At 26.6% G+C, this 24318-nt stretch carries 20 protein-coding genes; 7 read left to right on the plus strand and 13 right to left on the minus strand.

Going from position 1 to position 24318, the window contains the following annotated elements; genetic code table 11:
• Positions 1–39: 39 nt before the first annotated feature.
• The 6 genes from NG918_RS14030 to NG918_RS14055 all read right to left on the minus strand — a co-directional run bounded on the left by NG918_RS14030 (position 40) and on the right by NG918_RS14055 (position 7143).
• Positions 40–1236, minus strand: coding sequence for a dihydroorotase (locus NG918_RS14030; RefSeq protein WP_252226720.1), 1197 nt, complete (start codon positions 1234–1236; stop codon positions 40–42).
• A 22-nt stretch (positions 1237–1258) separates the two neighbouring features.
• Positions 1259–1690 carry an aspartate carbamoyltransferase regulatory subunit gene (locus NG918_RS14035; RefSeq protein ID WP_252213102.1) on the minus strand — a complete coding sequence of 144 codons (432 nt, stop codon included), beginning with the start codon at positions 1688–1690 and terminating at the stop codon, positions 1259–1261.
• A gap of 1 nt (position 1691) precedes the next feature.
• A complete protein-coding gene (pyrB, locus tag NG918_RS14040) occupies positions 1692–2615 on the minus strand; it encodes an aspartate carbamoyltransferase (RefSeq protein WP_252213101.1) in 924 nt (307 codons plus the stop codon).
• A gap of 605 nt (positions 2616–3220) precedes the next feature.
• The gene (locus tag NG918_RS14045) at positions 3221–4078 is read right to left on the minus strand and encodes an undecaprenyl-diphosphate phosphatase (protein ID WP_252213100.1); all 858 of its coding nucleotides are present in this window, start codon (positions 4076–4078) and stop codon (positions 3221–3223) included.
• A 66-nt stretch (positions 4079–4144) separates the two neighbouring features.
• On the minus strand, positions 4145–5272 hold the full coding sequence (locus tag NG918_RS14050) for a hypothetical protein (protein WP_252226723.1): 1128 nt from the start codon (positions 5270–5272) through the stop codon (positions 4145–4147).
• 101 nt (positions 5273–5373) lie between these two features.
• A complete protein-coding gene (locus tag NG918_RS14055) occupies positions 5374–7143 on the minus strand; it encodes a tetratricopeptide repeat protein (protein ID WP_252226725.1) in 1770 nt (589 codons plus the stop codon).
• A gap of 195 nt (positions 7144–7338) precedes the next feature.
• Here NG918_RS14055 and NG918_RS14060 point away from each other — a divergent pair, with 195 nt between their 5' ends.
• Together NG918_RS14060 and NG918_RS14065 are read left to right on the plus strand one after the other, a co-directional pair.
• A complete protein-coding gene (locus NG918_RS14060) occupies positions 7339–8700 on the plus strand; it encodes a MurT ligase domain-containing protein (protein ID WP_252213535.1) in 1362 nt (453 codons plus the stop codon).
• Positions 8701–8718: 18 nt separating this feature from the next.
• Positions 8719–9450: a type 1 glutamine amidotransferase gene (locus tag NG918_RS14065; RefSeq protein ID WP_252213096.1), complete on the plus strand. Its 732-nt coding sequence runs from the start codon at positions 8719–8721 to the stop codon at positions 9448–9450.
• A gap of 71 nt (positions 9451–9521) precedes the next feature.
• On the opposite strand, the gene NG918_RS14070 is transcribed toward NG918_RS14065, so the two are convergent.
• A complete protein-coding gene (locus NG918_RS14070; RefSeq protein WP_252213094.1) occupies positions 9522–10268 on the minus strand; it encodes a polysaccharide deacetylase family protein in 747 nt (248 codons plus the stop codon).
• 225 nt (positions 10269–10493) lie between these two features.
• Between NG918_RS14070 and NG918_RS14075 the strand changes: the two genes are divergently transcribed.
• Positions 10494–11771, plus strand: coding sequence for a D-alanyl-D-alanine carboxypeptidase family protein (locus tag NG918_RS14075; RefSeq protein WP_252226728.1), 1278 nt, complete (start codon positions 10494–10496; stop codon positions 11769–11771).
• Positions 11772–11831: 60 nt separating this feature from the next.
• On the plus strand, positions 11832–12431 hold the full coding sequence (locus tag NG918_RS14080; protein ID WP_252213090.1) for a flavin reductase family protein: 600 nt from the start codon (positions 11832–11834) through the stop codon (positions 12429–12431).
• Between the two features lie 121 nt (positions 12432–12552).
• Here the strand turns inward: NG918_RS14080 and NG918_RS14085 are convergent, their stop codons facing one another.
• On the minus strand, positions 12553–12891 hold the full coding sequence (locus NG918_RS14085) for an arsenate reductase family protein (protein WP_252213089.1): 339 nt from the start codon (positions 12889–12891) through the stop codon (positions 12553–12555).
• A 217-nt stretch (positions 12892–13108) separates the two neighbouring features.
• Here NG918_RS14085 and NG918_RS14090 point away from each other — a divergent pair, with 217 nt between their 5' ends.
• Positions 13109–14062, plus strand: a complete 954-nt coding sequence (locus NG918_RS14090) for an acyltransferase family protein (protein ID WP_252226731.1) — start codon at positions 13109–13111, stop codon at positions 14060–14062.
• 24 nt (positions 14063–14086) lie between these two features.
• Here NG918_RS14090 and NG918_RS14095 read toward each other — a convergent pair whose 3' ends face one another.
• The 3 genes from NG918_RS14095 to NG918_RS14105 form a co-directional block, all read right to left on the minus strand.
• On the minus strand, positions 14087–14734 hold the full coding sequence (locus NG918_RS14095; protein ID WP_252226733.1) for a DedA family protein: 648 nt from the start codon (positions 14732–14734) through the stop codon (positions 14087–14089).
• Between the two features lie 118 nt (positions 14735–14852).
• Positions 14853–16190 carry an MATE family efflux transporter gene (locus tag NG918_RS14100; protein WP_252226735.1) on the minus strand — a complete coding sequence of 446 codons (1338 nt, stop codon included), beginning with the start codon at positions 16188–16190 and terminating at the stop codon, positions 14853–14855.
• Between the two features lie 230 nt (positions 16191–16420).
• On the minus strand, positions 16421–18232 hold the full coding sequence (locus tag NG918_RS14105) for an N-acetylmuramoyl-L-alanine amidase family protein (protein ID WP_252226736.1): 1812 nt from the start codon (positions 18230–18232) through the stop codon (positions 16421–16423).
• 434 nt (positions 18233–18666) lie between these two features.
• Here NG918_RS14105 and NG918_RS14110 point away from each other — a divergent pair, with 434 nt between their 5' ends.
• Positions 18667–19557 (plus strand): 5'-nucleotidase, lipoprotein e(P4) family, encoded by an 891-nt coding sequence (locus NG918_RS14110; RefSeq protein ID WP_252213082.1) that lies wholly within the window; start codon positions 18667–18669, stop codon positions 19555–19557.
• 755 nt (positions 19558–20312) lie between these two features.
• A complete protein-coding gene (locus NG918_RS14115; protein ID WP_252213081.1) occupies positions 20313–21467 on the plus strand; it encodes a dicarboxylate/amino acid:cation symporter in 1155 nt (384 codons plus the stop codon).
• Between the two features lie 85 nt (positions 21468–21552).
• On the opposite strand, the gene NG918_RS14120 is transcribed toward NG918_RS14115, so the two are convergent.
• The gene (locus NG918_RS14120; RefSeq protein WP_252213080.1) at positions 21553–22410 is read right to left on the minus strand and encodes a YitT family protein; all 858 of its coding nucleotides are present in this window, start codon (positions 22408–22410) and stop codon (positions 21553–21555) included.
• 500 nt (positions 22411–22910) lie between these two features.
• Positions 22911–23864: an SUKH-3 domain-containing protein gene (locus NG918_RS14125; protein ID WP_252226739.1), complete on the minus strand. Its 954-nt coding sequence runs from the start codon at positions 23862–23864 to the stop codon at positions 22911–22913.
• Positions 23865–24318 lie beyond the last annotated feature (454 nt).

Genomic DNA, 24318 nt, shown 5'->3' on the forward strand with positions numbered 1-24318 from the left:
TATGCATATATAAACATGCTACTAAAACATATATATTTTTTACTTCTTATATTTAATTTTTCCACCCTTTATTGTAGTAAACACTTCTCCATAATACTCCATACCTTCAAATGGTGTATTTCTACCTTTTGATGCAAATTCTTTGGAATCTACCTTTATTTTTTTATCTATATCTATTAAAACTAGATCCGCCTCTACCCCTATACTAATTTTCCCCTTATTCATTCCTAATAACTGAGCTGGATTAAGTGACATAAGTTTGCTTAATTCATTTAATGAAATCTCATTTTCTCTAACCAGCTTTGTATAACATATTGGAAAAGCTGTCTCTAATCCAACCATTCCTGGAGATCCCTTAGATTTTTCTTCTAATGTATGTGGTGCATGGTCCGTTCCTATTGTATCAATATTTCCCATCTTAATTGCTTTTATAATTGCATCTACATCTTCTTTTTCTCTTATCGGTGGATTAACTCTATAATCATTTATTTCCTTAGTTAAGGATATATGATGTGGTGTTACTTCTAATGTAATATTTGCACCTTCATTCTTAGCATCAATAATATATTTTAATGCTTCTTTAGTACTAACATGACACATATGTAAATGTGCTCCTGTTATCTTAGCAAGTTCCACATCTCTAATGGTCATCATATTTTCAGCTATTCTCATATCACTTTTAGAAAACTCTGGGCTTTCAGCATGTGACATAAGCACCCAGTTATTTTCTTTTGCAATTTTCATTGCCTCAAGCATAGTATTAGAATTTGATACTCCAACTCCATCATCTGAAATTGCTTTAACTTCATTATCATCTCTAAATTCGTTTAAATGATCTAAAGTTTTTCCATCAAAATTCTGAGTTACTGAAATGCATTGATGTATATCAATTAAATCTAAGTCTTTTGATTTATCTCTAACATACTGCACTACCTCTTTAGATGAACATATAGGCTTTGTATTTGCCATCAAACATACACCTGTGTAACCACCTTTTAATGCTGCTTTTGATCCACTCTCTAAATCCTCTTTCCATGTAAGACCTGGATCTCTAAAATGAGCATGTGTATCAATAAAGGCAGGCATTAATATCTTTCCTTCGCAACTAAGAGTCTCAACATTGTCTTTATTTATTTCCTTCGCAATTTCACTTATCAATCCATCTTTTATATAAATATCACCATAAAAATCTTGAATCGCATCTATAATTCTTGCATTTTTAATTAAAAGTTCCACCAAGCTCACTCCCTTACACTTATTACACTTCAGATAATTTTGTTATTTCATCACAATATTCACACCTATAAGTGCCCTTTTCCTTATCTAATAGTACAAAAGAGTGTGCCACATACTTTTCATATTGAGTTATACACCTTGAATTTTTGCACTTTAATATATTGGTTACTTTCTTTGGTAATGTAGGTTTTATCTTACCTACTATCTCCTCATTTTCAACTTCATTTATAGTTATACTTGGAGAAAGTAATCCTAATATTGTATAATCTAACTCTCTACAGTTTTCTATCTTTATTATGTCCTTCTTTCCTAACAATTCACTTTTTGCATTTATTATTAAAGCAACACTGCAATTACTGTTATCTAGTCCTAAATAGTTAAATATTTTTATTCCCATTCCTGCTTCAATATGATCTATAACTAATCCGTTTTTTAAGCTTGTAATTTCTAACATCTTATAACACCCCCAAAAGTTTAGCCATTAATGCCATTCTTGCATACATTCCGTATTCAGCCTGTTTAAAGTATGCTGCTCTTTTATCATAATCAACTTCACATGCAATTTCATTTACTCTTGGCAGAGGATGCATAACTATCATATCGTCTTTTGCTAGATTCATTTTTTCTTTATTTAATATATAACTATCTCTAAGTCTTAAGTATTCTTCTTCATTGAAGAACCTCTCTTTTTGTATTCTAGTCATATATAATATATCAACTTTATCTATGATCTCCTCTAATGTTTCTACTTCTAAAAACTCAATATTATTTTTTCTAAGTATTTCTTCTCTTATATAATCTGGTATTCTTAATTCTTTTGGGGAGATAAGTAAAAATTTGTTGCCTTCATATCTAGACATTGCTTTTATTAACGAATGAACTGTTCTTCCATATTTTAAATCACCACATATACCAATAGTATGTCTATTTAAACCTTTCTTAAGCATTTCTATTGTTAATAAATCAGTAAGAGTTTGAGTTGGATGTTGATGACCACCATCTCCTGCATTAATGATTGGAACACTTGAATAAAGACTTGCTACTTTAGCTGATCCTTCTTTAGGATGCCTCATTGCTATTATATCAGTATAAATTGACACCATTTTGATTGTGTCAGATAAAGTTTCACCCTTTGATGTTGATGATGAATTTGGCTCAGAAAAGCCAAGTATTTTCCCACCAAGTCTCATCATAGCTGCTTCAAAACTAAATCTAGTTCTTGTACTTGGCTCGTAAAATAAGGTTGCTAATATTTTCCCATCACAGACATGAGAAAACTTTTCTGGATCTAAAATTATTTCATGTGCTAATTTAAAAATTTCTTTTAATTCTTCTACTGTAAAATCCATTGGGTCTATTAAATGTTTGTCTTTTATCATATTGATATCACTCCTTTTTAAGTATGCAGAAAAACTTATAAAAAGTTATACCAAAGCGATCTAAAAGTCTTTTAGATAGTGCCATATTTCATAGATTTAATTAATTTACTAAATTTAATTTTATACCCTTAATTATTTTAAATAACCAATTACATTTGCATATAATTAATTGTATAAAAAAAGCCTTCTTCACGCGTGAAGGAAGGCATAATAATCCTGTAAATATGGTATTATATAACTTCCTTGCTGATCTCTCTGGATCAAATTAAAGGTTATTCTTTGTGTAAGAATAACATTTATTTTATATCATGTCAAGAAGAAAATTTGCCTTAACGAGTTTCTATTTTATAGTAAAAATATAAACCTTAATAAGTTTATTATCTATACATTATTTCAAAGAATCCTTGTTTCTTACTTTCCTTTTTATTGTTCTTATTTGTTTCATATTTATGCATTATTTCAAAGAACAAAATAGCTAAAACTAATATTTGCTCTTAGATTATTGTACAAAAACAAAAAAAATTGCACCATTAAATATTTAAATTATTCAATGAGTACAATTTCTCTTTAATATATTTATTTTTATATTTACTATTTATATTCTTTTATAGATGTGGTGTTACTATTCCTTTATACATAAGTATTGCAAATACTATACCTGCAATTATTCTGTATATTGCAAATACTCTCATAGGTTTTTTCTTTAGGTAAGCAACAAAACCTTCCATTACTACTAATGAAACTATAAATGCTACTATGAATCCCACTATTAAAGCAACCCAATTAGTCGCATTCATAAGTGCAAAATCAAATTCAAAAAGATCTTTAGCTGATGATCCAACCATTGCTGGAATTGCTAAAAAGAATGAGAATTCTGCTGCTATCGGTGTTGAAAGACCAGCTACCCAACCACCCATGATTGTAGAAGCACTTCTTGACATTCCAGGCCACATTGATAAAACTTGAAATAATCCAACCTTTATAGATTGCATTGGAGTTATTCTATCTATGTTTTTAACAGAGTGTCTTTTTTTTCTAAATATATTTTCTATTACTATTAATAAAATACCACCAACTATAAATCCTACAACTACTGCTTGAGGTTTAAATAAGCTTTTTATTTTACTATAATATAATATTCCAACTACACCTGCTGGTATTGATCCTATTAAAACATTTATTCCAAATTTGAATCCGACTTCACCTTTTTTTCCACCTGTAAAAATGTATGTGAAGAATTCAATAACACTATCTTTTATCTTTTTCCAGTATAATACTACTACTGCAAGTATTGCGCCTAATTGTATTACAACTTCAAACATCTTAACAAATTCCCCTTGGAAATTGATTAAATCTGATGCAAGTATCATATGTCCTGTTGATGATACTGGAACAAATTCAGTAAGACCTTCAACTATTGCTACAATAATTGCTTTGAATATGAATAAAAAGTCTAATCCCATTCTTTTATCACTCTCTTTCTAATAAGTTTCCATTTTAAATTATAATACTTATTATGTTATATATTATTAATTTTTCCTTAAAATTATTTTACTTATTGAATTTATCCCATCTATAGATAAATTTAATTCTGTTTCACCTTTAGGTATCTCAACTTCTTTATATTTTTTAATTTTCTCATAATCAGAATTATTAGTACTTAAATAATATTCATCCATAATTTTTCCATCTTTAAATGCACCTAAAATCATAAATATACTATTTTTGTTTTGTTCTTTGCCTTGATTATTATCAGTAATTTTAACTAAATCTTGCTTTTCCATTAAGATTAGATATGCTTTTTCATCTTGTCCTACTCTATTGTCTTCGGGACTCTTTTCAAAAAGCTTTGTATCTTGTGTAAAAATTGTTGGTGGAGCAAACTTATCTTTAAATTTAATTTCTAAAGCTTTTTCATTTTTTATATATGTTATTAAGGTATTACTTTTGTTGTTTTTTACAGTATTATCTATTTGTATGCTATATGAATCCAAATACTTTTTAAAATTCTTTTTATATTCTTTTTCTTTAGTTTTTCCCACATAAAATAATGGATTAAATTCCTTATTCATCACTTCTGTTGCAGATAATAAGGTGTCTCTTTCTCTAAAGTAACCTCTATCTAATGGATCTATCATTACCCATTTATTATTCTCATTGCTCCAATATTCTATAACATAATAATTGTATTTAGGTTCAAAAGCAGCATCTTTCATTCTATAAACTCCCACTCTACTTTTAAAACCATATGAAGCTAATAAGTCACGCTCTATTATTGCCATATCTTTAGCAGATACTTTTTTTCTTCCACCTAAATTTTTTAAAATATCATATGCTGATTTCTGATTTAAATCATCTATATCATCATATTGGCAAATTGAATTTAAAATATCAATACTTTTTAACACTTTATCTATTTCTTCATTAGATTCATTTAATAATTCCTTAACTTTATATGTACTATCTAAAGATTTAATCTCTTCATTATTTTCATCGTCATAAAAAAAAGTAATATTATTTTCATTATAATAATTATCCCAAGTTAAAACTTCAAATTCTTTAACTTGATTTATTTTAGAAAAATGTACAAAAAATAAAATTATACAAATTAAAAATACTAAAATTCCTATAAATCTATTTTTAATTTTTTTGCTCACAAATTCATCCCCTTTTAATCTCGTCATATTAAAATCGTATCTTAAACATGCTTAATGTTATAAATCAGGGAATTAACTCCCTGATTTATAACATTATCATATTAATATTCTATTAATTTAAATTGAGAAATAGTTAGTCCACTACTATTATCTTTTTTATATGTTTTAACTCTATTATAGTTTTCAGTTATTATTTCTTTTATTTTACCGTCAGTATTTTCATTTATTTCATTATAAGCTGCTTTAAAGTTAACTAATGCTCTATCTATGTCACCTTCAATACATATGTAATAATATCCTGCATTATTTAAATTTATTATGTCATTTTCATCAATAGCATAAGCAGACCTTATAGCATTTATAGCTTTTTCATTTTTACCTTTATTTAAATAAACACTACCTAAAGTTCTATAATACTTTGCATTACTAGTATCTAATTCAATACTCTTATTTAAAAGCTTTATACCTTCATCTTCTCTCTGATTGCTTATTTTAATTAAAGCTGAATTATAATATATTTCTGCATTTTTCGGATCTATTTTAGACGCAATTTCATAGTATTCTAAAGCTTTATTTGAATCCTTAACTATATCTTGATAATATTTTGCTGTGTTTACCAAAACTTCTGGATTAAATAAATCTATTTCTAAAGCAGTTCTAAAGTAAGACATGATACTTTCAAATTTTCCATCTTCTACTTTATACTCTTTTACTATAATATTAGGAATCAATACTCCATATATATTAGGATAGTCTCTATTTAATAATATAGATTTTTTAGCATTTTCAAATGCTTCTGTATATCTTCCTGCTTCATAATTATATAAAGATAATATGTACCAATCAATATATGACTCTTCATTACCATTTGTCATTTCTTTTAAACAATTAACAGCCATTTTACTATCATCCATATTTTTATATGCTGTATATTCTATAAAGTTAATATTAAACATTTCTGTTTCACTAAGCTTTTCATTTTTAATCTTATTAATTATGTCTATACTCTTTGAAGCAGTATTCATATCTAATGAATATATTTCTGCAAGCCATATTTTATAGATATTATCATTTTTGTATTTACTTTGTAATTTAGAAACTTCACTTATTAATTTGCCCTTATCATATAGTGATAATTGTTTTATTCCATTAAAAATCGTCAATGCATCTTCATTTTTATCACATGCATCTTTTAATAGTTTTAACCCATTTTCCCAATTTCCAATTAAAACATTCATTCTTGAAGTAACTATAAGATCTTTTACACTGTCTGAAGTATCATAATTTTCTAAAATTCCTTTTGCTTTTTCCGTATTGTTATTACTAATATAAACTGTAAACATCGTATTTGCCAACTCTTTATATGTAGGATTATCTTTTAAGAATAATTCTCCATATTCTAAAGCTTTTTTATTTTCACCATTCATAAAACTTGTTAACACTATTTCATTAGTAATTTTCTTATCTTTTTCTTTTAACTCTTCTCTATTATTTGTATCTATAATTTTGTTTCTTGATTCATACACTTTACTAATTAATTCATTTGATTTTACATAATCACCCTTTATAGAGTAAATTTCCGCAACTTTCATATTATACTCTGGCCAAGGCATATCAGCTTGCAACTTTAAATATTCTTCAATAGCTAAATTATAATTTCCATTAAAGAAAGCCTCTTCTGCTGGATTAGTTGCTATTGACACCTTTTCTTCACTTGGCATTAAACTTTTTACTGCAACTACAATACCAAATGCAGTTACTAATGTTAAAATCATTGTAATTATAGAAGTAAAGTATTTATTAGACTCAGAAATCTTTTTATATGTACAAAATATCTTTTGTAGAAAAGAATTTTTATTTGTGTTTTCCATATGTACACTCCTTACATATTTCTAGTACGTTTACACTTTCTTTATATTTTAACAAACCTTTGTACAAAAATCTACATTTATTGATATATTCAAAAATGTAAAATTATTTGGCATATAAAATTTTTGTGCTATACTTATATTTGTTTTTAGTAATTTATGATAAAATCTTATATTATTAAATAAAATAATTAGGTGGTGACTACAATAAATATTAAGTCTATTTTAAGTATAATTTCAGCTAAATGCATAGCATTTCTTTCAAAACATCTAATAAAAGGTGGGAGTACTTTCCCTGGTAAAATAGCACTGAAAATCGATAAAAATATTTTAAAAAAAGTTAGTGATGGCTATAAGATAATACTTGTAACTGGTACTAATGGAAAAACTACGACTACAAGTATGATAACAAATATACTAAAAGAAAATGGATTTGATGTCATAACTAATAATACAGGTGCTAATTTATATCCTGGTATTACAGCTTGTTTTATATCGAATTATAAGTTTTTTAATAAACCTAAAAATAGATATGCTGTAATTGAAGTTGATGAAGCTAATGTTAAATTTATAACTGAGCATATTTCTCCTGAAATAATAACAGTAACAAACTTATTTAGAGATCAATTAGATAGATATGGTGAAGTTTACACAACACTTAACAAAATTTTAGAAGGTATAGTTAAAGTTCCTGACTCAAAATTAATTTTAAATGGTGATGAATCTTTACTTGGCAAATTAAACCTAAAGAATCCAATGATTTATTATGGTTTTAATACTCCTATAAATGAAAATCATTCTATTGATATAAATGCAGACTCAAAATTCTGTAAAGTTTGTAAGACAAGATACTCTTATAATTTTGTAACTTATAATCATCTAGGAGACTTTTATTGTACAGAATGCGGATATAAAAGACCAACGCTAAGTTATGCTGTTAATAAAATATTTGATTTAAACCCAGAAAATTCGTCTGTTCTTATTAATGATACTGATATCTTAATAAGTCAATCAGGAGCTTATAATATTTACAATGCATTATGTGCCTACGCAATATCAAAAGAGCTAGGAATTAACGATGATGTAATAGTGAACTCTCTACAAAATCAAAATTCAAGTTTTGGTAGACAAGAGCAAATTGCTATTGGTAGTAAACAGGTTGAAATAATATTAGTTAAGAATCCAGCTGGTTACAATCAAGCACTCGATACTTTATGTCTTAATAAAAATGACTTTTCAGCTACATTTTTATTAAATGATAATTATGCTGATGGAAGAGATATTTCTTGGATATGGGATGTTAATTTTGAAAAAATATCTACTCTTCCAATAAAAAATATTTTTATTTCAGGAACAAGAATGTATGATATGGCGGTAAGATTAAAAATTGCTGGTCTTAATAAAGATAACTTTATATTAGAAGAAGATTATGAAAAACTAACTGAATCTATACAAAATGATTCATCTTCTAACAAGGTATATATTCTAGCAACTTATACTGCTATGATAAATTATCGAAAATACCTTCATTCAAAAGGTTACATTAAAAAACTATGGTAATTTAAAGGAGGTAATACTTTGGAATTAAATATTTGTCACTTATATCCTGATTTATTAAATGTATATGGGGATGTAGGTAATGTGCTAATTTTAAAACACAGAGCAGAAGAAAGAGGAATAAAAGTAAACATTATTAATTCTTCTATAAATGATACTCTAAACAAAGATGAAATAGATATTATATTCTTTGGTGGCGGTCAAGATTATGAACAATCAATAGTATCTGAAGATTTAAATACTATAAAAAAAGATTCTTTAACTTCTTATATTGAAGAAGAAAAAGTCCTATTAGCAATATGTGGCGGTTATCAATTATTAGGTAAATATTACACTGCTCCAAATGGTGAAAAGATCAATGGATTGGGAATACTAAATATTCATACTGAAGGTGGAGATACAAGATTTATAGGCAATACTGAAATATATAATGAAGTATTTAATCAAACTTATGTTGGTTTTGAAAATCATTCTGGTAGAACTTATATAAATGATCATACTCCACTTGGCAAATGCGTTCATGGATATGGCAATAATGGTGAAGATGGATATGAAGGTTGTATATATAAAAACACTTTTTGTTCATACTTTCATGGATCATTCTTATCTAAAAATCCAGAATTTGCTGATAAACTTTTAACTCTAGCATTAAGAAATAAGTATGGAAATGAAATTGCCTTAGATATTTTAGACGACGATTTTGAAATAAACGCCAAAAAATCAATTCAGAAAAAACTAAATACAAATTCTTAATTACTTTATTAAAGATGAGCTAATATCAAAATGTATACTGATATTAGCTCGTTTTTAATTATATATTTAAATCACTTATCTATTACATGTTTGCCTATTAAATATTGAACTTCCCATTCTTCCATTTCATCAAAGGTTTTAAATTCATATCCTAAACTTTTATATTTAATTATAATATCTTGAAGTGCACTAGTGGTTGTTACCTTATTTTCTAAATCATGCATTAAAATAACTTCTATATTATTAATACCAGCTTGATTTTCAATATTACTTGTTATTTGTTCTTCAGGTACCATAGCTGCACAAGTATCCCCTGAATCTATACTCCAATCTATATAATCCATTCCTCTTTTTCTTAATTCACTTTTTATATTTTGCAAAGTTTGATAATTGCTCACAGTATTATCTGAACCACCTGGCATTCTTACAAACCTGAAACTTCTATTTCCACCAGTAACGTCATTTATAATTCTGGTACATTCATTAAGATCATTTATATAATACTCAGTTGATGAATATAACTCTTTATACTGATGATTATTACAATGAGGTATAATCCCCATATTATATTCGTTTAATTGTTTTAAAATCTCCTTATATCTTAAAGCATTAGAACCAACTACACAAAAAGTAGCTCTTACATTGTTTTCATTTAATATTTGTAATATATTTTCAGTATTATTAGGAGATGGACCATCATCAAATGTTAAATAGACTATTTTTCTTGAAGTTTGATCTAATGCATTAACCCTATACGTATTAAAAACCGAAAAAATTATAATAATAGATAATATTAGAAATTTAAAATATTTTTTCATATCTTCCACCCCTTTCTTAACATATATATAGTTTGTTCTAAAAAACAAAATTTATAGGTGTAAGTTATAGGTAAATATTAAAATACTATGTTGAAATAAGCATTTTTCATGGATTTATTTATAAAAATTCTTATATTATGTCTTGTATTTTATTGTTATTAAATATCATAAATGATATACTTATGTTGGTTTAAATATTACTAAATAGAGATGGGGAGATTTTACTTGAAAAGAAATTTAATCTTAAAAACACTTGCATTAACTATTACTATTTCACTATTTGCTCCTTTTTCAGTAAAAAGTTATGCAACTGAAAATACTAAACAAACTTCACCTAGTATTCAAGCTGAATCAGCTTTAACTATGGATTATGAAACAGGTGAAATAATTTATACTAAAGATGCTGATAGTAAAAGGTATCCTGCAAGTACTACTAAATTATTAACAGGTTTATTATTAGCTGAAAAGTTCGAAAAAAATTCTGAACTTTCATTTACTAAATCAGCTAAAGAACAACCTGAATATTCATTAAACATAAATTATATGGGTAACAGAATGCAAGTTGGAGATAAAATGCTTGCTGATGATGTCATGAAAGGATTATTGCTTTTCTCTGGAAATGATACTGCATATATGATTGCAGATAATGTTGCTGGTAGTTCAGAAGCATTTTCAGAATTAATGAATAAAAAAGCAAAGGAACTTGGAGCTAATAATAGTAATTTTATTACTGCTAACGGACTTCATGATCCAAATCATTATACAACCGCTTATGATTTATCTTTAATAACTAAAGCAGCTTTTGAAAATCCATGGGAAAGAGAAACTATGACTTTAAAAGAAGCTCCTATAGATATAAATGGTTCTAGAATTATATTAGAAAATAGAAATTTAGGATTAGGTAAAAATGGAAACATTGCTGGTAAAACTGGATTAACTAATGCTGCTGGTGGTTGTTTAGCTGCTGTATATGAAAAAGATGGCAGAAAAATAATAGGTGTTGTTTTAAAAAGTAGACAACTCGATAATGTTGATATGACTAAATTCAATGATATGGATTCTATTATTGATTATAGTTATTCTGCTAATAAAGAAGTTTATAAAAAATCAGATGAAGAAGTTGGAACTACTGATTTACAATATAAATCTTTTGGTTTCTTTGGACCTACAAAAACAATTACTGTACCAATAGTTTTAAGTCAGGATGTTATGTATTATAAGAATGATATTAATGATGCTGAATCTTTAATAACTTATAATGCTTCAAATACTAGCGCTTGGAAGTTAGCATTTAATAAAAATACAAACTTAACTTATTCAACTAGAAATCATACTGAAGAAGTTCAAGGTATTATAAATATATCTTTAGGAAAAATATTAAAAGATAATATATTATTGTATTCAACAGTTTTGGTAATTGCTATAATAATAATCACATTAATAGTTCTTATAAAAAATATGGCTAAAAATAATAGAAAAAGACGTTACAAAAGAAGATATTAATAATAATTCTTTATTACAAACATTGTTTTAAAAATTTTATTTATATAAAAGGTGAAAAAAATGAATAAATTAAATTTTAAAGGTAGTGTGATGTTAAATCCCACGCCTGTAGTTCTTGTTACCTCTAAAAATAAAGAAGGTAAAGTAAATGTATTTACTGTTGGTTGGATAAGTACAGTATGTACAAAAGAACCTATACTTGCAATGGGGGTAAGACCTGAACGATTATCTTATGATTATATAAAAGAATCTGAGGAATGTGTTATTAATTTACCTAATAAGCAAATGGTAAAAATAGTAGATTATTGTGGTGTTAGATCGGGTAAAAAAGAAGATAAGATTAAAAATCTTAATTTAAAATTAAATGAAGGAGTAAAAGTAAATACACCTTCATTAGAAGATGCTCCATTTGCATTAGAATGTAAGTTAAAATCTATCACACCATTAGGTACTCATGATTTATTCTTACTGGAAGTACTTAATGTTAAAGTAGATGAGAACTTATTAGACGAAAATGGTAAAATTGGTTTTAATAAAGCGAACTTAATTTGTTATAATCATGGAGAATATTTTGAAGTCAATTCAAATCCTTTAGGCTCATTTGGATATTCTGTTATGAAGAAAAATACTAAAAAAAAGGCAAGAAAAAAATCTAAATAATACTTATAAATAAAGCTTATATGATAAGAATAAAATCATATAAGCTTTATTGTTTATGTGCTATCTAGCTTTTCTTATGCATATATCACAGCATCTCACTTAAATAAACAACTACTATTATTTATTCCCATGCATTCCATATATCAGGTGTATATCCTACTGTAGCACATTTACCATTTCTTACAATTGGAGTATTCATCACTTTAGGATTTTTTAAAACAATTTCTTTTTTTATTTCAGCACTTCTTATATTATTCAAATTCAATTTATTATAATCTTTAGATTTTGAATTTATTAAATCATTAACAGATACTGAATTTAAAACACTATTAAGTTCACCCTTACTTATTCCCTTCTCATTTAAGTCAATAAATTGAAAATTAATTCTTCTTTCTTTAAAATATCTTTCTGCCTTCTTTGTATCAAAACATTTTTTAGTTCCAAATATTTGTATATTCATTACAACTCTCCTAAATTTAATTATATATATTGATTATACTAATTTAACTCTACTTTTATTTTAAATCAAGAACAAATATGCTGAATTTTTATTTAAAAACTAAATTATAAAATGAATATATGTATTTATTGTAGTACTTATAGTATTACAAAATATTGCATTATATTTCTTTATATCTTATAATATCCTATGATTAGTTACTGAAGGGAGAGAATTATTGGAAGTTAAAAATAGGGACAGTTATTTTGATAATTTAAGAGGCTTCTTTTTAATTTGTGTTATAATTGGTAACTCACTTGAATATGTAAGTCCTACATGTATAGATCCTCATTACTTTATCCTTTTTCTTTATATGTTTCATATGCCAGCGTTAACTTTTATATCAGGATATTTTTGTAAAAAAAGCAAAAGAACAACACAACAAAAAGTACTTGATACATTCAAAATATATTTTTATGCGCAGACTTTTTATTATTTACTTAGTATCATTGTATTTCAAAATTATGGTTTAAGAATTGAATATTTGCGTCCTAATTGGACTTTATGGTACTTATTTGCATTAACAGCTTTTTATGTAATCTCAGATTATATAAAAAATTGTAGAACTGCTTTGCCTATTAGCATAGTAATTTCTTTAATTCTTGGGCTTGACGTAAGTTTTACTGCACAAGCTAGTGCTTCCAGAATTATATTTTTCTTACCATTTTTTATAGCAGGATTAGGTTTTGAAAAAAAACATCTAGGAATTGTAAAAAAACATTTGTGGAAATTTATTTTGATAAGTTTATTATCATTAGGAATTTTATATGTACTTAAAGATGAAACTTCTGTGGAACTGTTATTTGAATATACAAACTACACTTTTTATTATGACACTTCTACATATCCCCTGTTTATAAGAGTCCTTCATTATATAGGAGCTTTTTCAATTTTAGGAGTTATTTTTAGTATATGTACATCAAAGAAGACTTCAATATCTTGGATTGGTAAAAATTCATTATATCTATATCTATCGCATGCCGCTATAATACAATTAATGGTGAAGTTTAGGTTATTTAAAATTGATACACCATTACAAATTATCGTATCAGAATTACTTTTAATTGTAATTTTATGCTTAATTACATATTGGTATTTAAATATTAAAAATAAAATTAAATCTAAAGTATAAAATAGTGGCTANNTAGCCACTATTTTATACTTTTTTAACTAATGAGTTTTTTCGTTTTTCATTTATAAATACAATTAATGCTGGTAAAACAGATATAATTATCATTCCTATTAAAATAAGTGATAAGTTATTTCTGACAAATCTAATATTTCCAAAGAAATATCCACATATAGACAATATCAATACCCATAAATTTCCACCAACAACATTGAATAAAATAAAATCTTTATAATTCATTTTTCCAATTCCAGCTACAAAAGGAGCAATGGTACGTACTATAGGAATAAATCTTGCAAACATTATAGTTTTCATGCCATGCTTTTCATAAAATTTATTAGTCTTTTCTATGTGAGCTCTTTTAACTATGTTGCTTTTTATTAACTTATTTCCAAATAGCCTTCCAATCTCATAATTCACTGTATCACCTAATATCGCTGCAAATATTAATAATATTACTAAAACATAAATATTTAAAGCTCCCATTGCTGCAAAAGTTGCTGCTGCAAATATTAATGAGTCCCCTGGTAAAAATGGGGTTACAACCAACCCTGTTTCACAAAATATTACAATAAACAAAATTAAATAAGTTTGCATTCCATAATTATTAATTATCATTCCAATATATTTATTCATATGTATAAATACATCTACTATTTGACTTACGTTTTCCATATTGTACTCCTTATTTCTGTAATTTAATTATTATTTTATTACATATGATTATATAGCATCCAGCTTCAAGCTTTCAATCTTCATTTCTATATTTAACATAAATTTAATGTAATAAAAATTACACTATTTTAGCATTTTTCCACTTTTCACTCTTATATCTAAATACCGATATTGTTGATGCTAATATCCATCCTAAAGGTATTGCCCACCATATTGCTTTTTGGCCAATAAAATATGATAAAGTATATGCTGCTATTACCCTTAATGATAAATTGCATAATGTACTTACCATAAATACTTTAATATCTCCTGCTCCTCTAAGTACTCCATTTGTTGTTACCATAAGTCCCATAAGTACATAAAAAATTGAAACTACTGTAATGTACTCCACCCCTATACTAATAGCTTCTTTATTAAGACTTGAATCAACAAACATTCCTATTATATTTTCTGCATATACATGCAACAAGATTGCAATTATAAAACAAAATATCCCTATCATCTTTATTGCAGCTTTGTATCCATCTTTTACACGATCTATTAAATCAGCACCAATATTTTGAGCTGTAAATGTCGATACTGCACTACTTATATTAACCATTGGCATAATAATTATAGAATCTATTCTGGTAGCTGACGTATATGCAGCAATAGTTACAACTCCATAAGTATTAACTAAGGCTTGAACAAACAAATTTCCTATTGATACTATTGCCTGTTGTATTATTGATGGGATAGCTATTTTACATGTTTTTTTCAATATCTTAATATCAAATATTTTATATTCTTCATGTACTTCTATTCTTTTAACCTTTATCAAAAGATATATTAATGATAATATTGCAGAAACCCCTTGAGAAATTAAAGTTGCATATGCTGCACCTATTACTCCCATATTAAACTTTACTACAAATAATAAGTCTAACCCTACATTTAAAATAGATGAAAAGATTAAAAAACATAATGGTATTTTAGAATTACCTAAAGCATTAAATGCTCCAGTATTAATATTATAAACAAATAAAAAAACTACTCCCATCATATATACTTTCATATAGCTATCAGCATCTGTTAATATGTTCAATGGTGTTTTTAAAATTCTTAATACAGAATTACTTGTAATTACTCCTATTATCATTAGTATTGTACTAAATATTATTATCGAAATAATTGATGTATATATTGCTGTCTTCATATTCCCTATTTGCTTTGCTCCAAACATCTGTGATATTACAACAGAACATCCAATGCTAGCTCCAGTTGCAACTGCTATAAACAAAAATATAATAGGATAAGAAGCTCCTACAGCTGCTAATGCATTAGCTCCTATAAAGTTTCCTACAACTACTGAATCTATAATATTATAAAATTGCTGAAATACATTTCCAATAACCATAGGAATGGCAAATAAAAACACTATCTTTCCAGGGTTCCCCTTAGTCATATCTTTTATCATTAAAACCCTTCTTTCATAATTTTTAGGATTATACATTTTCTTTTAATATGGTTTTTCAACTCTTTAAGCAAATTGTAATCTACACTTTAGAATTTGGTTTATATTATTTTTAATTTAAAAAAGCTCAAAAGATAAAATTTATTTAAAATTCATTTTATCCTTTGGGCTTTTTATTTGTATTTATAAAATATAGTATTAATTTTCTTGTTAGTTTGTTCTTATTATTTAATTTATCTTATCCAAGCTCCATTAGAACCTAGTCTATATCCATTAACAGTTGTATTACTAACCATTGCGCCTGAATAATCTAGATAATACCATGTACCTCTATCATCTACCCATCCAGTTAACATTTTTCCGTCATCTCTTAAGTAATACCATGAACCCTTTATATTTTGCCATCCTGTTGCCATATCACCATTATAGTTTAAGTAATACCATGAACCATTTGGATTAATCCATCCTCTTTGCATCATTCCAGTATAGTCCATAAAGTACCATCTGCCATTAATGAAGTTCCATCCAATAACTTTGTTTCCACCTAAAACATATTGCCAATTTCCATTGTTAATCATGCTCCATCCTTCATTAAAAGATGTTGTAGTTAAAAGTTGTGTTTCACTTAAAACATAATCTGAACAATGAGTTATCGTAAATGTTACTCTATCATCTTTTACTTTAACATTTGATGATACTAATTCTAATGATTTGGTATCCTTATTATAATAATAGACATACATATTTTTTCCATCATATTTTGAACCTATTTTAGCTTCAATTTTTGCTTTACCAGGTAACTTACCATCATAATTAAAATATAAATTAACTACATTTGCGCCATTTAAAATTTTTTTGATTTCTGATTCATTAGGAGATGTTGTTTCAATAGTTGTATCTAATTTACTATCCATATCTGAAACATTCTTAATATCCTCTCCATCAAAAGTCCAAGTATAATCGTCGCCTTCAAGAACTAAAGTCTTGTCATCATTATCTTTTAAACATTTAAAAACATCTTTTTCTACCTTAGGATAATCCGAAACATCATAAGATACACTATCAGCTCGTGAATCCTCAATTTTATCACTTATTCTATCAGTATCAGCAGTGCTTCCAGATCCTTTACTTGATGAACTGTGATGAGATCTTGAAGATTTTTTTTCATCAATACTACTTGTTCTATCATCAACTTCTATTATTTCACCCTTTATATTAACCCTTGCTATTACTTTTATATACTTATCTTCATCTCTATTAGCCAATTTGTAATCCTTACTATGCTCACCAGATATACTATTAAAATCTTTATCTCTGTGTTTAGATCTATACCATTGATACTCTACACTAGTTACTGGAACAATTTTACCATTCTCATAAGCTGTTACATTAGCTTCTAAAGTCTTACCTACCTTTTCAGTACCTGAAATTGATACTTTTGCTTCTTTCACCACTTTCGGTATTTCTATTTGTCTTTGAACTACTACATTTAATGAAGTCTTAGCAACAGTTTGCCCTTTTTCATCAAGCCAATCATATTTATATGTGTTAATATTCTTCTCTTTAGGTGTCCAAACATCACCACTCTTAGTTGCTATTGGTATATATTTAATATATCTTCCATCCTTTATCTCATTTGAATCAGATGATAATACATATTCTTTATTCAAAGATAAATCTCTTATTTTTGAAGGTTTAACTTGAATACCTGCTGGAGTAGTAAATTTCAATCCAATATAAGCGGTATTAGCAGTCAAATCACTGCTTCCCTTTAATTCATCTAAAGTCTTAGTAAACTTATTAGGTAAAGTAATTGTCACAGCACCTGATGTTGTCGTATCTACATCTATTCCTATAGCCTTATAAGCATCTTTATTTTTAGTTGTTTCTATAGATTGATTAGCTTCCTTCTCTTCATTATTAATCTCACTAGCATAAGCTTTAACATTAATACCTGAAAAATTTGGTACAATTCCTCCTGCTTGCATTCCAGTTATAGCTGCAAGAACTATTGCCATAGTCTTTGCATGCATATTTCTTTTCATTATAATATCTCCCCTTGTCTTTTCTTACCCCTAATGTGTAATTTTTTTGTATATGTATAAATCAAAATAGTAAGTTTAATAATACTTAATAGTTTAATTCTACACACTTTATATATAATTATAACATTAATGGGAAATTTTTTCACATTGCCTATTAAAAGCATAGTATTCATTAAGCGACTATTTAATTTGGATGTTATGTTTTAAATAGGTGTTCATATATGCAATGAGCAAAACGGTATTACAACTTAACTATACTCATTTTAGTATTCCTAAGTTCAAATACTCAGTCAACTTTACTTATGTATATATAAACACTCTACCCCAAAATAGTCTTTATATAAAATAATTAAATATTAAATAGAGGAAAAAAAACAAAAAAATAGAATAGATATATTATATATGGAATTTATTGGAAATAAGGAGGCTTTTATATGTTAAAAAACAAAAAGAAATTCTTAATGTCTATGGTGCTAAGTTTTGTACTTATGTCTTCATCTGTACCAGCTTTAGCTGCTACAACCACCGAACAAGATAAAAATGCTAATCAACAAATTACTACAGAGTACTGTGATAATTTAAAAGATTTAAATGAACAATTAGTTATGGGGGTAGCTTGGATGCAATCATCAGCTGAATATAGAGCATTATGTTATCAGGCTTATAATACTGGTCAAATCATTGTAGATCAAGAATCTTCAAAATTTAAACAAGGAGATAAACCTCTAGCTATAATTACAGATTGCGATGAAGCTGTTATTGATAACAATGAATATGAAGCTGGATTAATAGGAGAAAATAGAGCTTTTAGTGATGAAACTTGGGGGCAATGGGTAAATCATGCTGACGCTAAGGCTATGCCTGGTGCAAAAGAATTTTTAAATTATGCAAATAATAAAGGTGTCGAAATATTCTATGTAACAGGTAGAAAGGAAAAAACTGAACTTGATGGAACAATGAAAAATCTTCAAAAATTAGGATATCCCTGTGTAGATCAAAAGCATATGCGTTTAAAAACTGATAGTAGTAACAAACAACCTAGAATGGATGAAATAGTTAAAGATTATAATGTAATAATCTACATGGGAGATGATGCTGGAGATTTCCCTATTAATTCATATGGTAAGGATGTAAAAGATAGAAATCAATTAGTTGATGTAAATAAAAACAACTTCGGAGCTCACTTTATAATTTTACCAAATCCAGTATATGGACATTGGGAAAGTGCACTAGATAAGGATTATTTTAAGCTAAGTCCTGCTGAAAAAGATAAAGTAAGAAAATCATATTTAAAAACTTGGACACCTAGTGATACTAACAAATAAATATTTTAATTTGACCATAAAGTAAAGTTAACAATCCTTTACTTTATGGTTATTTTTAGTTTATCCTGTTAATTTTATGTACATTTTAATTAAATATGTCTAAACTATTACAATTTATAAATCATTTTCATTTTTGAATAATATTCTATTAATTTAAAGTACACATACTTATTAATTACAAATATGGATAATAGTATTGACGAATAAAATAAAATTGTTTATACTATATATCATAGTATAATGATACGAATTAAAAGCAATGATTAGAAAAGTAGATATTTATACTTTATACAGAGAGAGTCTTATTTGCTGGAAGAGACTTTAAAGTAACTTATCAATGAGTGCATCTATGAGCTATTTTCTCCAAAAGCTAGAGCTAAGTAGAGAAAATCGGTTAAACACCCGTTATAGTGTTAAGATATGTTTGTATCTATTTAAAACGAGTTGTATGTATTTTAATATACATATAAACAGAGTGGGACCGCGGAGTATATAACTTCTGCCTCTGTAATTAAGAGGTAGGAGTTTTTTTATTCTTTAGAAAATTATATTTTTTTAAAAAAACTTTCAGATAACTGAAATATTAATGTAATTAAAGGTTAAGAAATTAATCCTAAAGATAAAAAATAATACTATGCTGCACCATTATTCCTACACTACGTTTTGAAAGGGTGTATGGCTAAAAAAAATCGACAGCTCCAAAGTCGCTTTGGCGATTTTTTTATATACATAATTATTAAAAGGGGGATTTTACAATGAAAAAACTTTTTAACAACTTTATTTTCAAATTAATTATAGCTGTAATAATAGGTATTTTAATAGGAACTTATTCTAGTAATAATTTTATTCAAATTATATCTACTATTAAGTACGTGCTTGGGCAAATAATATTCTTTTCAATACCATTAATTATAATAGGTTTTATTGCACCATCCATTGCAAAACTTAAAGGAAATGCTAGTAAATTACTAAGTTATGCAGTACTAATAGCATATTCATCATCTGTATTTGCAGCACTTTTTTCTATGTTTGCAGGATATAATATAATACCTAAATTATCAATAATTTCTAATAATACTGTAACAAAAGAATTGCCAGACTTGCTTTTCAAACTTGATATACCACCAATCATGAGTGTTATGAGTGCATTAGTCCTAGCATTATTCTTAGGACTTGCAACAGCATGGACTAAATCTGATTTAGTTGAGAAATTATTGGAACAATTTCAAAATATAATATTAAGTATTGTTGAAAGAATTATAATTCCTATACTTCCTTTATTCATTGCCACAAATTTTGCATGTTTAGCTTATGAAGGTGGTATAAGCAAGCAATTACCTATTTTCTTTAAAGTTATAATTATAGTAATTATCGGACACTTTATTTGGCTTACTGTTCTATATTCAATTGCTGGAATAGTGTCAAAAGAGAACCCTTGGGAAGTTGTTAAAAATTATGGTCCAGCTTATCTTACTGCAGTTGGTACGATGTCAAGTGCTGCAACATTACCTGTTGCATTAAAATGTGCTAAAAAATCTAAAGTTTTAAGAAAAGATATCGCAGATTTTGCTATACCTTTATGTGCAAACATACATTTATGTGGATCAGTTTTAACAGAAGTATTCTTTATAATGACAGTTTCACAACTTTTATATGGAAAATTACCTAATCTTTCAACTATGATTTTATTTATAGTGTTACTTGGAATATTTGCAATTGGAGCGCCTGGTGTTCCTGGCGGAACTGTTATGGCTTCATTAGGCCTTATTACAGGTGTACTTGGATTTACTGAAGCTGGAACAGCTCTTATATTAACTATATTTGCGCTTCAAGATAGTTTTGGAACAGCTTGTAATGTAACTGGGGATGGCGCTATTGCGTTGATGCTTACAAGAGTAAAAGATAAGTAGTAATTCTAATAATGTTGTATAAAAGGGACAATAAAAATAAACATGGTTATTTTTATTGTCCCTTTTAGAATATAAAATTCTAAGGCTAGTGTATAGCTTTCTTTTTATAGCTTTTTCCAGTTCCTTCAACACTTGAAATTGTAATTAATGCTTCTTCATCAAATCCATGTACAATTTTTTTTAATTTTGCTACCTCAAGCCTTGATAAAACTACATATATAACATCTGTCTTATTACCACTATAAGCACCTTTTCCATCTAAAAATGTAATTCCCCTTCCAAGTCTTGCTATTATCGCATCAGAAATTTCCTTATTTTTTTCAGATACAATAATTACTGCCTTTGACTCATTAAGTCCTTCAACAGTAATATCTATTGTTTTAAAAGCAATAAAATAAGCTATTAAAGAATACATTGCTCTATCCCATCCAAATATAAAACCAGAGCTTCCCAATATAAAAAAATTAAAGAACATAACTATTTCACCAATAGAAAATATACTTCTTTTTTCTATTATTATCGCAACAATTTCAGTCCCATCTAATGATCCACCATTTCTTATTATTAGCCCTACTCCTACTCCCATTATAATTCCGCCAAATATGGTTGCCAAAAGTATATCCTGTGTTATGCCAGGAACAGGATGAAGTAGTGTTACTCCAGTTGATAAACATATTACTGAAAATATAGTTGAAAGAGCAAATGTCTTTCCAATTTGCTTATAACCTACAATAACAAATGGCAAATTAAATACAAATATAAATATTCCTAGTTCAGCTTTTGTTAAATGACTTGCCATAATGGATATTCCTGTCATACCACCATCAATTATATTGTTAGGTATTAAAAATATCTCAAGACCTATCGATACTAAAATTGAACCTAATATCATAAAAAAAATTCTACTTATAATACTTAAAACATTATTATATTTATTTTTCATAATAGATACTCCTTATATTTATTGATATGTTCTATAAACTAGATTCTCATACCAAATAAAACATGATGTAATTTTACTTAAAAATGTCTTAAATCAAATTATTGGTTTTTATTTTTCTATCCTCTTATTATAAACTACATTACTTTAATTATAACATATTCCTTAAATGCCACATTATTTAGTTTTCAATGAACAACTTAGAATGTTGTAAGTTGCGTAAACTTATCAAAGACAAAAAAAGATTTAGGTCTTTAAGAACAATGATTTTATTCCTATTTTTTAGAATTACATGACAAAAAATATCACACTTTCAATTCTGAACTGCACCCTGTCAAGTAGACAGAGAAAATGATAAAAGAAAAGATAATTTAGAGGTGACCGTTGGGGTAGTATATTAATACATGATAGCACTGGTTAAAATACGTTAAATTTAGTGCTATAAATTTAACGTATTTTATCAAGTGCGACCTTTAAAGAACTATATTTGAAATTAAATTATATTACAGCATTATCATAACTGATTCTAACTTTTTTCGTGATAAATTATCCTCAATCATTTCTTCTAATGATGAATATATTAATGTCTTATATCCATTTCCAGTATAAAGTTTACCACTTCTGCCTATATAAATTTCTAAAGGATAATAGTATCCAACAGTGCCCACTAATAATATATTTTCATTAGCAACTTTTTTTACTTTTAATTCATCTTTTCTAAAAAAATGTGGATATATTTTAAACTCAAAATCTGCTGAATAATATGGATACTTTATTCCATCTTCAACATCTAAATACCATTTAGTAGCTAATCCATAGTATTTTTCATAGAATTCTCTTGCTGCCAGAAATAATTCAGTGCCATTTTTTTTATAAAATTTTTCTATCTTTGATATATCAACGTTTCTTCCTTCATATAATCCCGCCATACTAAGCATTATTTGTACCTTTTCATGTATATTACCATTCAGAAGTACTCTTTCATTAATTAGCATATTATTTTTATTTTCAAACCAAGATTTACATTTAAATTCATTCCAACAAAACTCTATTCCAGAGCATTTAAAACTTAATTGACTATCTATTAATTCTTCTCCATAGATCCCTAAGATTGTAATGATATTAATATCAAGATTATATACAATATCATACACTTTATATGTATTATGCTCATTAAGTTTAATATCTGGTGTAACAGTCTTTATACATATATTTTTAAATACATTATTTGAATCAAAATTCACTTTTGCATAATACAAATATAATACTGCCTCACCTGTATGCATACTTACATTATACGAATTATTTTTATTTTCTTTTCTTACATCAAATCCACTAGAAAAATAAATTGCGATATAATTTTTATTTATTGCAATTCTATCAATAGTGTTCATTTCCAATATTATCGTTTTATACTCATAAGAAGTATACTTCCAATTACTATTATTGTTATACATTAATTTTATCTCCTTAAACATCTAATCAAATAAATATTTTATCATTTACGGTGTGATTCATTATATCTTTAGGTTTATTCATAATATAGTTATTACTTTAAGTACTATCATAATGTTATCCTAGAATAAATATCTCTTATATACTTCTTCAAACAAACTAATTTTCTAGTTTACTTCTTAACTTCCCATTATAGACATTATTTATAACATAACTTTTATTTTATATTTTAGATCTTATTATATCATATATGTTAATTTTACCATTATTAAAACAATTTTACGTTCCCTCATAAAGAATTCCTATGTATAAATTCAAGGCTTGTACATGAGGATTTTCATATATAATATTTCCAAAAAAACTTATATAAGATAGTTTTTAACTTCTATAAACTCACTATCTAAAGTGCTGTTTTGCTCCCTAAAATATAAGTCCACTTATAAAAACATTATTTAT

Source organism: Clostridium sp. ZBS2, assembly GCF_023845855.1.
GTDB lineage: Bacteria > Bacillota > Clostridia > Clostridiales > Clostridiaceae > Clostridium > Clostridium aquiflavi.